Below are 13,322 nucleotides of genomic sequence, written 5' to 3' on the forward strand. Positions count from 1 at the left end.
AACCATGAACGTTTCCTTGCTCTACCATCTGACTCGGCAGGACCTGGTCGACCGCTACGCCGGCTCTATCCTTGGCGCGGCCTGGACCTTTATCATGCCGCTGGTCAATATCTTGATCTTCACCCTGATTTTCTCGCGGATCATGGGCATGCGCCTTGGCGACCTAGGCATGGAACTGGGGCAGTACAGCTATAGCATTTACCTTGTGATCGGCGTGCTGGCCTGGAATCTCTTTGCTAATACGCTGTCAAGGGTTACCCATGTTTTCCATGAAAAAGCTGCAATCATTGGCAAGGTCAATGTCTCGCTGTTTGCCTTGCCGCTGTATATCCTGCTGAGTGAACTTACCGTTTATTTTATTGCCAGTGCTTTCTTTATTATCTTTTTGATTGCAATAGATTTCGAGTTTACCTGGCACTGGATCTGGTGGCCCCTGATACTGGTTGTCCAGCAGACTCTTGCCTATGCCATCGGTATCATCTTCGCCACACTCAGCGTGTTCATTCGCGATATCAAACAGTTTGTGGGTGTGCTTACGCAGCTATGGTTCTGGTTGACTCCTATCGTCTATGTCATCAACATCCTTCCGGAAAAGTGGAAAGTATTGTTTCTGCTTAATCCTTTCTTTCACATCGTCAACGCTTTGCGTGATGTCTTGATGCTGCAGTCCAGCCCTGCCTTATTACCATTGGCGCTACTGATGGCGATTGCCTTGCTATTGCTCGCTTTCGGCCTTTGGCTCGGTCGGCGTCTTGAGCGTGACATCCGCGACTTCATCTAGGGCGCTGCCATGATCCACGTTCAAGATATCACCAAGCACTTTCGTTTTTACGCAAAGCCTTCGGATCGGCTGCGTGAAATCGTCACCCGCAAGCCCCGCCACCATTCTCACAAGGCGCTCGACGGTATCAGTTTCCAAGTGGCCAGCGGCGAGACCTTAGGCATCCTGGGCCGCAACGGCGCCGGCAAGTCCACACTGCTCAAGATTCTGACCGGTGTCCTGCTGCCCGACAGCGGCGACTTCCGCATCGAAGGGCGCATCACCGGTCTGCTGGAGCTGGGTACCGGCTTCGACAGCAACCTTACTGGCGCCCAGAATATCCTCGCTAACGGCCTGCTGTTAGGTATGACCCGTAGTGAAATCGATGCTCGTCGCCAGGCGATCATCGATTTCAGTGAGCTGGGGACTTTCATCGATGAGCCTCTGCGCACCTACTCCTCCGGCATGGTCATGCGGCTGGCCTTTGCCATCGGCATTCATGCCGACCCCAGCTGCTTCGTGATCGATGAGGCGCTATCCGTGGGCGATGCCCACTTTCAGCAGAAATGTATGCGCCGTATCCGAGAGTTTCGCGCTCAGGGCGGCTCCATTATTTTCGTCTCTCACGACATCAATGCGGTCAAGATGCTGTGTGATAAAGTCATCGTCCTGGAGGGGGGTAAAGCGGTATTCACCGGCGAGCCTGAGGCCGGTGCCAACCACTACAATCGGTTGCTGGCCGAGGAGACAGACCTCGATGGCCGGGCGGTACAGCAGGCCAATTACGGCAGTGGTGAACTCACAGTCATAGCTTGCAGCCTGGCTGGGCAAGAGAGCGGCGGTACCATCCTCACCAGTGGCGAACGGGCCGAGCTACTTATCGACCTTGAAGCACATGAGGACCTGGACGACATTACCCTGGGTTTAATGATTCGTGATCGCTTCGGCCAGGATATTTTCGGAACCAACACTTACTACCTGGGGCAGCCGCTCGCTATGTGTGCCAACCAGCGTCGGCGCTGCCGCATGGAAATTGATATGTGGCTGGCCCCTGGCAAGTACACCCTCACACTGGCGCTGCATGAAGGCAGCGACCACACCCGACGCTGCTACCAGTGGTGTGACAATCTGGTGCGTTTCGATATTGCCGGAATACGCGGCCCCACCTTCGGTGGCATATGCCGTCTGCCGATGAGCTGTCACTTCGATGAGCAAGAACAGCGGCCAGCCGAGGAAAGCGATCATGCTGCATCACAATAACCCGCGGCTCGACACCAAAAGATTGAAAGAGCAAATACATCGGCGCGCTGAAGCGGCGGAGCCAGCGCCCCATTGGTGCGGTGAAGTGCTATGGCGAGAAAGCCTTGAAGGCCGGCTGGTAGAGCTGGGCGCTAGCCGCCAACGCGGCAGCATGCCGGTAACCGACTACGCTGATTTGCTGGCGCTACCCGACGCTGATTTTCTGGATGCCGCCTACCGCTGCTTGCTTGGACGCCTGCCTGGCGTCGAAGAACGTAACCGCGAACGGGAGCGGCTGATGGCGGGCCTGTCGCGTGAGCGACTGCTGCTGACGCTGGCCGACCAGGTTGAGAGCCCCACGGTGCCGCTGCCTGGCCTATCGCGCGGCCTGACCCGGGCTCGACTGTTGTACGTTCCCGGAGTAGGGCGTGGCGTGCGCTGGCTGCTAGGCGCTTTTCGCCTGGATCGGCTGCGCGAGCGCATCGACCATAACGCGCGCGCTCAGGATGTCCGCTACCGCGTTCTGCTCGATATCCTTCGTGAACAGGCCGTCCGCGTTGAATCCTTGGAGCTGGACCAGCGTCGTCTTAAGGCCGACAGCGCATTGCTTCGCCATTTGCTGGCCGAGCGGCCCGCAGCCTCCGAGCGGCCCGTAGCCTCCGAGCGGCCCGTAGCCTCCGAGCGGCCCGATGCCTCTCCCGCGATCACTCCCGAGCCGCCTCAGCAGGATGCCGCGGGGCGCGACTTCTACCGAGCCCTGGAGGCACGTTTTCGTGGTGAGCCCGCCGCCATCGCCTTGCTGATGCGTGAGCATCTCCCGGAGGTGCGCGCCGTGGCGCCGCTGGCCGAGGGATTACCGCTGCTCGATCTGGGCTGCGGGCGCGGCGAGTGGCTGGCCCTGCTGCGTGAAGAGGGCATCGCTGCCCAGGGAGTGGATCTCAATGCCGCCAATATTCAGTCCTGCCGCGAGCAGGGGCTCAACGTTCGCCACCGGGATGCCCTGGCAGCCCTGCGCGATAGCGCTGATGCCAGCCTGGGCATGATCAGCGCCTTTCACCTGGCAGAGCATCTCGATCACCTCCAGCTCCGCTTACTCCTCCACGAGGCCTATCGCGCCCTGTCGCCGGGCGGTCGCTTACTGCTCGAGACGCCCAACCCGCAAAATCTTATCGTGAGTAGCTGCAACTTCTATCTCGATCCCACCCATGTGCGTCCCCTGCCTCCGGACTTAGTGGTGTTCCTGGCCGAGTTTGCCGGTTTCGAGGATGCCGAGGCGCGTCCCCTGCATCCGGTAGGTGAGGAACATCGCCTGCATGAGGAGAGCGAAACCGCGCGTCGCCTAAATCACTACCTCTACGGGCCACAGGATTATGCCCTGCTGGCCACTCGACCCGCCGACCCCGATAGCCAGGCCCCGTGCACCGGGCAGGAGCAGGATCCATGACCCAGCCGATCACCGCCATTCACCAGTTCCACCACGGCGTCGACGTCGGTGACGGTGTCACCAACAGCCTGGTGTTTATCCAGCGCCTGCTGCGAGAGATGGGCCTCGAATCGCACATCTACGCCGCCAATATCCCCGCCGCCATGGCGGATCGTGTTCGTCCCTACCACGAGCTGGAGGGCGGTGACCCGGCAACCTCCCTGCTGCTTCATCATCACTCCATGGGGCACGAACTCGGCGACTGGCTGAGCCGGCTGGCCATGCCGCGGGCGCTGGTATACCACAACATCACGCCGGCGGGGTTCTTTCCCGCGGGTAGCGAACTGCATCACTACGCGCAGTTAGGCCGCGACCAGCTGGTGCAATGGGCTGACGACTTTCGGGCGGTGCTGGCAGTGTCCGATGTCAACGCGGAGGATCTGATGTCGCTGGGCTATGAGCGCGCCGCCATCACCACCATTCCGCTGCTTGTTGATCTCGATCGCCAGCCTGCTGATGCACTACCGGATCCGGCGAACCAACTTCACCCTGGAATGGCCGAGCGCCCCGTGCTGCTGTTTGTGGGTCGCATCGTCGAAAACAAGCGTCAACACCTGCTGCTTGAAGCCCTGTGGCACCTCCAGCGAATGCAGAAGCGCCAGAGTAGCGGCCCTCCGGCCATGCTGGTGATGGCAGGAGGCGGTGAAGCCTCCGACTACGCCCGCTTCCTGCGCCAGCGCTTGCACCAGCTGCATCTCGACGACAGCGTCATTATGCCCGGTAAAGTCGACAACTCGTTGCTTCAAGCGCTCTATCGCCACAGTGCGGCCTTCGTCAGCGCCAGTGCCCATGAAGGCTTTGGCATGCCGCTGGTCGAAGCCATGCTCGGCGGCTGCCCGGTAGTGGCCATGGGGCTTGCCAGCATCCCCTACACCCTGGGCGAGGGAGGCCTGGTGCTGGACAGCGAAGACCCAGCGGTGATGGCCGCCACTCTCTCGTTGCTGCTTGAGGACGAGTCACTGCGCGATGAGGTGCTGGCAGGCCAGCAGCGATCCCTGCTGCGCTATCGTCCCGAGGCGCTGGCACGAGAACTGCGTGACTGGCTGACCGGCACGTTAGGGCTTGCCCTGCCTGATCGAACGTCCGACATGCAGTGAGCCAGCGTTTCCATCAGCGTTCAGCCTCAAGGCAACGTCAACAAGGACAAGGCTTGGTATGCAATTACTCTCGGCCATTCATCAATTCGCCGTCACCTGTTCTCGCGGCGACGGCATCACCAACGCCATGCTTTTCACCCAGAAGCTGGCGCGCGAGTCTGGGCTGGCCTCAAAGATATTCGTCATTGACGTCCCACAGGACATGGCCGACCGGGTAGGCGACTACCGTGACTACCGGCCTCGTCCTGACGAACTGCTGCTGGTTCATCACGGCAGTGGCAACCCCCTGGAGAGCTGGTTGGAGGGTCTCGCCTGTCGCAAGCTGCTGGTCTACCACAACATCACGCCGGAACGCTTTTTTGACGTGGATGATCCTGTGGTGCCAGTGTTGCGCCACGGTCGGAAGCAGCTGACCCGCTGGCATGCCTGGCTCGATGGGGCCATCGCCGTTTCCGACTGCAACTACCGAGAGCTGCTCTCGGCAGGCTTTCCCCCGGAGACGACGGCCATCGTGCCACTGCTGGTCGATCTCGCGTCGCTGCCACTGGGGCAGCCGCTCGGCGCGCCGCCGCCCCAGCCGGCCAGGGATGCGCCCTATCGGCTACTGTTCGTGGGTCGCCTGGCGCCCAACAAGAACCAGGCGGGGCTGATCACTACCCTGGTCGCCATGCAGCAACGCAGCGTATGGCCCGTGCAGCTGACCTTGGTGGGCGGTGGCGATGACACCACGCGTTGCCATTTGCAGCGGCTGGCCGATGATCTCGGCGTAGCAGAAAGCGTGACCTTTACCGGCAAGGTGAACGATGCCGAGTTGCAGCGCTATTATCGGCAGGCGGATCTCTATCTCAGCCTCAGCGAGCATGAAGGCTTCGGCATGCCGCTCATCGAAGCCATGGGTCATGAGCTGCCGGTGCTTGCCTACGCCGCCCCGGACAGCAGCATCGCCGACACCGTAGGCGAGGGCGGACTGTTGCTGACCGAGTCAGACCCTCAGGTGGCGGCCGCGGCGGCGCTGATGATACTGCGTAACCCCGGCCTGCGGGCGCGGCTGATCGACGCCCAGCGAGAGCGCATAGCCCACTTCGAACCCAGACTTCTGTTCGAGCGGCTGCGCGGCTTCCTGGCCGAGTTAGGCATGAGCTTGCCTGATCGCCCCTCCGAGGCGTCCTGCCTGCCGGTGCGGCGCCGCTGGCGCATGGAGGGGCCGTTCGACTCCAGTTACAGCTTGGCCTTGATAAACCGCGAGTTGGGCCGCGCGCTGCAGGGCCTGGACGGCGAGGCGCAGGTGGCTCTGCACAGCACCGAGGGCGGGGGCGACTTCGCGCCCGATCCCGCCTTCCTCGCCGGCGAGCCAACGCTGGCCACCGCCACCAGCCATGCCGCCGAGCCCGCCTGGTACGACGCCAGCCTGCGGCTCTGCTATCCACCGCGCACCACCGACCTGGCAGGGCGTCATCGGCTGATCCACAGCTACGGCTGGGAAGAGTCGGTGTTTCCCCATGAACACGCCCAGGCCTTCAACGCCCGGCTCTCCGCAGTGACGACCATGTCGCACTATGTGTCACGGGTGCTCGCAGACAGCGGCGTCGGGCTGCCGCTGCCGGTGGTGGGGGTGGGCACCGACCACCTCTGCGACATCGAAGCAGACGAGGGGGCCCTGGCTGACTGGCTGCCCGAAACGGCCGACCCCGAGGCCACCATGACCTTTCTGCATGTCTCCTCGTGTTTTCCTCGAAAGGGCGTCGACGTGCTATTGACGGCCTGGTATCGCACCTTTTCGGCCGATGACGGTGTGCGGCTGATCCTCAAGACATTTCCCAACCCCCATCACGACATCGAGGCGCAGCTTGTCGAATATCGTCGCTGTCATCCCCAGGGGGCCCCGGTGCAACTGATCAACGCCGACCTGAGCGCTGGCGCGGTGCGCGCCCTCTATCGGCGCGCCGATGCGCTGGTGGCACCCAGCCGTGGCGAGGGATTCGGGCTACCCATGGCCGAGGCGATGTGGTGCGACGTGCCGGTCATCACCACCGCTGGCGGCGGCCAGCGCGACTTCTGCACTCCCGAGACCGCCTGGCTGATCGACTTCGACTATGCCCGGGCGCGCACCCACATGGGCCAGTTCGCCTCGGTCTGGGCCGAGCCCCGCGTTGAGCACCTGGGCGAACTGATGGCAGAGTTCGCTGGACGCCATCGCCGCGGCGAGCTCAACGACTGGAGCGCTGGGCGCCGCCGTGCTGCTCGTGCTCTTGTCGAGCACGAGCACACCTGGGCCGACGTGGCGCGTCGCACCAGGGATGCCGTCACGGCCCTGGACACACTCCCCGCGCTGGCACCACGTCCCCGTATTGGCTGGGTCAGTACGTGGAACAGTAAATGCGGCATTGCCACCTATTCGCGCCTGCTGATCGCTCCGGCGCTCGCTGGCCAGGTAACCGTACTGGCCAACCTTGACGCCGAACTTATCGCCGAAGACGAGCCCAACGTAGTGCGCTGCTGGCGCCAGATTGCCCCGGACGGTCAGGGGGGCTATCACGAGGATGACCTTAAGGCCCTCTACGTCGAGATTCAGGCACGGCGGCTCGACACCGTGGTGGTGCAGTTCAATTTCAGTTTCTTCGGATTGTCGTGGTTCGCCGACTTTCTCGAACGCTTGCATGCCGATGGGATACGCACCCTGGTCTTCTTCCATTCCACTGCCGATGTCAGCTGGGGCGGACTGGACAAGAGCCTGGATCAGATGCGCGAGCCCCTTGCCGGGTGTGCGCGCCTGATAGTCCACGGTATCGACGATCTCAACCGTCTCAAGGCCATGGGGCTTGACGCCAACGCCACGCTGTTCCCCCACGGGGTGATGGCTGCGCCCGAAATCGCCTCGCCCGAGGATTCACGCCATGCCGCGCTGGCCGGAAAGAAAGTGATTGCCAGCTACGGCTTCCTGCTGCCCCACAAAGGCGTGCATGAGCTGATAGAAGCCTTTGCCGAACTGGCTGATCAAGACACCAGCCTGCATCTTCTGCTGCTCAATGCCTTGTACCCGGCACCGCCCTCCGAGGCCGAGGCCGAGCGTTGCCGACGCACTGTGAAAGCCCTGGGCATCGAGCACCGTGTCACCATGATCAACGACTTCCTGCCCGACGACCAGACCCTGGGCTGGTTGCAGGCCGCCGACCTGTTGGTGTTTCCCTACCAGCACACTCAGGAGTCCTCCTCGGCGGCGGTGCGCTGGGGCCTGGCCAGCGGGCGGCCGGTGGCCTGTACACCGCTGGGCATCTTCGACGATGTCAGTGACGCGGTAGCCTTCCTGCCCGGCACTGCCCCTGCCGAGTTGGCCTCAGGTATCCGCAAGCTGCTTGACGATGCTCAGCGCTGCCAACGGCTTCAGCAGGATGCCGCGGCCTGGCTGGCCGCCCATGACTGGCCTCAGCTGTCGCTCCGCCTGCAAGGATTGATCGGCGCTCTGGCGCAACCGCCCCTAGCGCGAGGGTTCTGATCCATGCAGCGTCTATGGCAGTGGCTGCTCGCCCCCAGAGCGGGCAAGACAATCCTGTTGGTGCTGTTGTTCGGACTTGCGCTCTTCATAATGTCCTCGTCCAATCCCCTGCCGTTCGGCAGGCTATCCTGGCAGGTCTACGATGCCTACCAGCAGGTAGCGGGAACCTCGCAGCGTCGTGATCCGCGCATCGTCATCGTCGATATCGATGACGCCAGCCTGGCCGCCCACGGCCGCTGGCCTTGGTCGCGCAGCCAACTGGCCGACCTGTTGGACGCCATCCACCGCGCCAGCCCCGCTGCCATCGGCCTCGACATCCTGCTACCGGAGCCGGGCCCTGTCGCCGAGGATCGCCAGCTGCGCGAGACCCTGGAACGCAGCCGAACCGTGCTTGCCACTGCCCTGGGCGATATCACGCCGGTGCCAGGTGGCGCCCAAGCCAAGCGCGAACTGGCACCGGCCGCCAGCCTGCTCGACGCCGCCTCGCCTGAGCGGTTGGGTCATATCACGCCCCAGTTGGACGCCGATGGCCGTATACGTCACCTCTATCCGCAGCTATGCACCCCCCAAGCATGCCGGTACGCCATGGCGGTGGCGCTGCTCTCCACCTGGACGGGCCTGCCTCCCCGCGTCGACTCGGCCGGCGCGGGGCAAACCCTATGCGTGGCCGGGTTCTGCCTGAAAACCGCTGCCGGTGGGCGGTTTTATCTGCCTTACCATCATGCTTCCCGGTTCACGTATCTGAGTGCCGCCAGTGTAATGAGCGGTCAAGTCGACGCCACGCTTACCGACAAGTTCGTGCTGGTCGGTACCTCCGCTGCCGGGCTGGGAGATCTTGTCGCCACCCCGCGCGATGCCCTGACGCCGGGCGTCGAGCTTCACGCCATCCAGCTTGCCGCCATGCTGGACAACCTCGAGTGGCGCCCGCTGACGCATGGACGGTGGAGTCACCTGCTGGGCCTGGCCTGGCTGGGCGGGCTGACGCTACTCGGTATGCGTCGCGGGCACCATGCCTGGCTAAGGCCCGTGCGTCTCGCCACCTTGGCGATCCTGCTGGCAGGGCCGCTGCTGATCTGGTGGCAGGGAGCCTGGCTGGATCCCTGGCCGAGCTGGCTGGCCGCACTGGGGGTGGCATTGCTCTGGGACGCCTGGGAAGGCGCCACCCTGTGGCAGCGCCATCGGCGTCTCTATCGTACCTTCGGCACCTACGTGCCCCATGCCGTACTGCGTCGTCTGGTCGAGGAGGGCGGCGAGCAGCGCCTCGTGCCACAGCGTCGCTGGCTGGTGGTGTTGTTCAGTGATATTCGGGGTTTCACCGCACTCAGCGAGGGGCTGGAGCCCGAGCGCCTGGTCATGCTCACCAACCATATTTTCACCGAGCTCACCAGTGTCGTTCATGCTTACAATGGCACGCTCGATAAATACATTGGTGATGCACTAATGGCTTTCTGGGGAGCGCCCTTGGCCAGCGCCCAGGATGCCACCCAGGCGCTGGCCTGCGCCCAGGCCATGCAGGAACGCCTGCATGCTATCAACCACTGGAGCGAGCAGTACGGTTTCCTCCCCATCACCATGAACATCGGTCTGGAGGCCGGCGAGGTCACGGTCGGCAATCTTGGGTCGCGACAGCGCCTCGCTTACACCGCATTGGGCCATGCCGTCAACCTGGCGGCTCGATTGGAGGAGCTCGCCGGTCAGCGTGATGAGCCCATTCTCATCGGCCCCGAGCTGGCGCAAGCGCTGCATGGAACCCCGCTGACTGCACTCGGTGAGGTGACCATCAGAGGCATCCGCCAGCCTGTTGCTCTTTGGCGGCCAGAGGCAAAATAAACGCCTCGCAATGCAATACCTGATCGGCAGCTCGGTGGGCCGCCTGCTTGATCAGGCCAAATCCACATGAAACGACGAAGAACCAATAGACAGCCCATTTGTCCGGCTGCTCGATCATGCCAACGCGGCATATATCGTTTAAACTTCGTTTAAATGTAGAATTCTAGTGCTAGAGCCGACACCTATACTAATTTCCACTCGGTTCGAACGTTCATTCCAACCCTGAACCTTGGCTACTAGCATCTCGCTTCTTACGGACGGTTCGCGCTAGCGAGGAGGTGATCCGGACTTCAAGGAAACGCTCATATATTCCTTTGCAGCTGCCTTGCAGCCATCGTCGGAGCAGAATAGAGGTGAGAATTTAGGCAACGAAAAATTCGGAGACAATTGGATGTCTAACTTTTTTACTTTTCCTTTGGATGAGGGGTATACCCGTACACAAAGACACAATGACTCGAGTACTGGGCTGTACTCGAGTATACCCGGTACTGCTTACCACATTGGCGACGATTGGTCTAATAGTAGCGAGGGTGGTGCTGTCTATTCTATTGGTGCCGGTACAGTGGTTTATGCCGGGGCTGTTTCGGGCTTTGGTCCCAACTATGTGGTCATTGAACACGAATTGCCTGACAAAACAAAGGTAACATCATATTATGGTCACATGAAATCTAAGGATGTTTATGATGGGCAGGAAGTGGCCGCTGGGGACCAAATAGGCACTGTGGGTAGTGAGGGGATTGGTACCGGGCCGCATTTGCACTATGCAATTTTCTTGGGGAATGATGCGCCGGTAAATGATCCGGGAGCAGTTCCTTATCCCGATAACGACATTACAGAGGGATTTGTTGATCCTAATTGGTTTTTTCAATACGTTGAGGCAAATTTCGGGCCGCCATCCTTTCCTGAAGAAGGCATTTCCGAAACGATCTCCTTCGCCGATGCTGCAAACGAGTTCGGTGTGGCGGACGGCAGCGACGTAGCCGAACTCTACCTCCAGTCCATCTTTGGCTCCGCGATCTCCAACGTCAGCTATACCGGTAGCGAAAACGCGGCCTTCCTCGTCAGCGACTTCGAAATTCCCGATGTCGATATCTACTTGGAGGGCGGGATTCTTCTTTCCTCGGGAGGATTCCCCGGCCCGTCGAACACGGAGAGCGGGTTCACCGTCGCGCACGGCACAGCGGGTGATGCCGAACTCGACGACGTCGTCCAGACTGCTTTTCCGGGTGCAGGGGCAACAGAAGACGCTTCTGTCTTGGAGTTTGATGTTTTCGTCGATCCCGACGTCGACGGCATCCGCTTCGATATTGTCTTTGGGTCTGAGGAATACCCTGAGTTCTCCAATTCGAGCTTCGTTGACGTCGCCGCGGTCTGGGTCGACGACAATCGCGACGGGAACTTTGAAGTTGGTGAGAACAAGGCGTTGTTCAATGGTAGCGTAAACACTCCTCTAAGCGTTCTCGATGAAAACGTGGCCCTGAATTTCGTCGACAATGAGGATGGTGCATATGCCATTGAATGGGATGGTTTTGCGGCTCTCTCAGTTCGCCCGGAATTGCAGGAAGGGTGGAATTCAATAAAGATCGCCGTCGCGGATACCGGTGATCAAGCATTCGATTCGGCAATCTACGTCACAAACTTCGAATTTCTGACTGGTGGCGCAACGGGTCCTGACATTTTCAAGGTCGTCAACGGTGCGGTCGGTCGGAACGACCTCCAAGCATCCGAGACGAAGGAAGAATTCAATCTAGCCGAGGGTTCTGGATCGGTGAGTGGCACGCTCAAGGAGCTGAGCGGCGATGTGATTACGGGGTTCACGGAACAGATAAAGCTCATCATCGAACAGATCAATCTTCTCAAGGAATGGGTAAAGATTACCTTTGGTTCGGCGAACTTGGGTATTGATGAAAACGGCGACGGAGTGATTGACGGCACGATTACGCTTGAGGGTGACTTCGAGGGTGCGGAGTTCAACGTAAACGTTGTTGGCGAGAACACAGAGATCACTGTCGATCTGCCTTCTGAAAACGCGCCGCCAGTTGCTGTCGATGACGCCTTCAGCGTCGATGAGGTCCAGACGCTTTTCGGCAACGTCCTCGACGACAACGGAAATGGGGCCGACAGCGATCCCGATGGCGATGCCTTGACGGTTTCGCTTATCTCCGGTCCGGCAGAGGGAATACTGACCCTGAGCGATGACGGGTCGTTTAGCTATGAGGCTGACTCCGGTGTCTTCGACCTGGCCACGCCCGGTGAGGTGATCGAACAGAGCTTCACCTACCAGATTGACGACGGCAACGGTGAGGTCGATCAGGCAACCGCAACGATCTCTGTGACCATTCTCGACGACCTGTCGCTCGCCGCGATCACCGATCAGGCGGTGGACGAGAACAGCCCCGCCGGCACGGTCGTCGCCACTGCTGTGGCCAGCGATCCCGATGGGGATGTGTTGACCTACAGCCTCGGCGGCGATGATGCGAGTGCCTTCACCATCGATGCGGCGAGTGGCGAGATCAGCCTTGCCTTCAGCCCCGATTTCGAGGCCCCGGCCGATGCTGATGGCGACAACCGCTATGCTCTCATCGTCACCGCTGAGGATCCTGAAGGGGCCAGCGCCACCGAGAACTTCGAGGTGGAAGTCCTGGACGTGAACGAGGCTCCGGTACTCGCCGCGATCACCGATCAGGCGGTGGACGAGAACAGCCCCGCCGGCACGGTCATCGCCACCGCGGCGGCCAGCGATCCCGATGGGGATGTGTTGACCTACAGCCTCGGCGGCGATGATGCGAGTGCCTTCACCATCGATGCGGCGAGTGGCGAGATCAGCCTCGCCTTCAGCCCCGATTTCGAGGCCCCGGCCGATGCCGATGGCGACAACCGCTATGACCTCGACGTCACCGCCACGGACCCCGGCGGTGCGAGCGCCACCGAGAACTTTACGCTGGAGATCCTGGATGTGGCCGAGAACAGATTTGCCGGCGCGGTGTTACCCCCGCCACTGGTAGAAGATATGGCACTGCTCTATGAGGCGGCGCTCGACCGGCAGCCGGATGTTCCCGGCCTCAACTATTTTGTCGGCGATTTGCGTCAAGGCCAGTCCCTTCATGATGTCGCCAACACCTTCTACCGCTCCAGCGAATTTCGCAGCCAGTTTTCCGAATTCGATAACGAAAGCTACATCGACCAGCTCTATCAAAACGTGCTAGACCGTCAGGCGGATCAGCCAGGGCTGGATTACTGGATAACCGACATCGAGGATCGGGGTCGAAGCCATGCCGATGTGCTGGTCAGCTTCGCCCGGTCGCAGGAAAACCGCGACAACGCTGAGTGGTTGAGCGGCCTATCCTTCGATGAGAGCAGCGATAGTTGGCTTATCTGACCGGTATAGCGGTTTTGACAAACGTCTCAAACCGAGGGGGC

At 61.0% G+C, this 13,322-nt stretch carries 7 protein-coding genes; all 7 read left to right on the top strand.

Annotated features, from left to right (window positions below; all coding sequences use genetic code 11):
• The first annotated feature begins 4 nt into the window (after positions 1–4).
• The 7 genes from ACFODV_RS10910 to ACFODV_RS10940 all read left to right on the top strand — a co-directional run bounded on the left by ACFODV_RS10910 (position 5) and on the right by ACFODV_RS10940 (position 13,281).
• The gene (locus ACFODV_RS10910) at positions 5–781 is read left to right on the top strand and encodes an ABC transporter permease (protein ID WP_379759010.1); all 777 of its coding nucleotides are present in this window, start codon (positions 5–7) and stop codon (positions 779–781) included.
• Positions 782–790: 9 nt separating this feature from the next.
• The gene (locus ACFODV_RS10915; RefSeq protein ID WP_379759014.1) at positions 791–2,020 is read left to right on the top strand and encodes an ABC transporter ATP-binding protein; all 1,230 of its coding nucleotides are present in this window, start codon (positions 791–793) and stop codon (positions 2,018–2,020) included.
• Positions 2,004–3,443, top strand: a complete 1,440-nt coding sequence (locus ACFODV_RS10920; RefSeq protein ID WP_379759017.1) for a class I SAM-dependent methyltransferase — start codon at positions 2,004–2,006, stop codon at positions 3,441–3,443. The genes ACFODV_RS10915 and ACFODV_RS10920 overlap by 17 nt, the downstream gene beginning before the upstream one ends.
• Complete coding sequence (locus ACFODV_RS10925; RefSeq protein ID WP_379759020.1) at positions 3,440–4,579, top strand: glycosyltransferase family 4 protein; 1,140 nt, start codon at positions 3,440–3,442, stop codon at positions 4,577–4,579. The genes ACFODV_RS10920 and ACFODV_RS10925 overlap by 4 nt, the downstream gene beginning before the upstream one ends.
• Before the next feature lie 58 nt (positions 4,580–4,637).
• Positions 4,638–8,072, top strand: coding sequence for a glycosyltransferase (locus ACFODV_RS10930; RefSeq protein ID WP_379759023.1), 3,435 nt, complete (start codon positions 4,638–4,640; stop codon positions 8,070–8,072).
• A gap of 3 nt (positions 8,073–8,075) precedes the next feature.
• Complete coding sequence (locus ACFODV_RS10935) at positions 8,076–9,902, top strand: CHASE2 domain-containing protein (protein WP_379759026.1); 1,827 nt, start codon at positions 8,076–8,078, stop codon at positions 9,900–9,902.
• 391 nt (positions 9,903–10,293) lie between these two features.
• Positions 10,294–13,281 carry a choice-of-anchor L domain-containing protein gene (locus ACFODV_RS10940; RefSeq protein WP_379759030.1) on the top strand — a complete coding sequence of 996 codons (2,988 nt, stop codon included), beginning with the start codon at positions 10,294–10,296 and terminating at the stop codon, positions 13,279–13,281.
• Positions 13,282–13,322 lie beyond the last annotated feature (41 nt).

It is taken from the genome of Halomonas tibetensis, from assembly GCF_042643535.1.
Classification (GTDB): domain Bacteria; phylum Pseudomonadota; class Gammaproteobacteria; order Pseudomonadales; family Halomonadaceae; genus Halomonas; species Halomonas tibetensis.

What these genes read in the sequence shown, in the direction of transcription:
- ACFODV_RS10920 (WP_379759017.1), top strand. Translation starts at nt 2,004, where the DNA reads ATGCTGCATCACAATAACCCGCGGCTCGACACCAAAAGATTGAAAGAG.
- ACFODV_RS10910 (WP_379759010.1), top strand. Translation starts at nt 5, where the DNA reads ATGAACGTTTCCTTGCTCTACCATCTGACTCGGCAGGACCTGGTCGAC.
- ACFODV_RS10935 (WP_379759026.1), top strand. Translation starts at nt 8,076, where the DNA reads ATGCAGCGTCTATGGCAGTGGCTGCTCGCCCCCAGAGCGGGCAAGACA.
- ACFODV_RS10930 (WP_379759023.1), top strand. Translation starts at nt 4,638, where the DNA reads ATGCAATTACTCTCGGCCATTCATCAATTCGCCGTCACCTGTTCTCGC.
- ACFODV_RS10925 (WP_379759020.1), top strand. Translation starts at nt 3,440, where the DNA reads ATGACCCAGCCGATCACCGCCATTCACCAGTTCCACCACGGCGTCGAC.
- ACFODV_RS10940 (WP_379759030.1), top strand. Translation starts at nt 10,294, where the DNA reads ATGTCTAACTTTTTTACTTTTCCTTTGGATGAGGGGTATACCCGTACA.
- ACFODV_RS10915 (WP_379759014.1), top strand. Translation starts at nt 791, where the DNA reads ATGATCCACGTTCAAGATATCACCAAGCACTTTCGTTTTTACGCAAAG.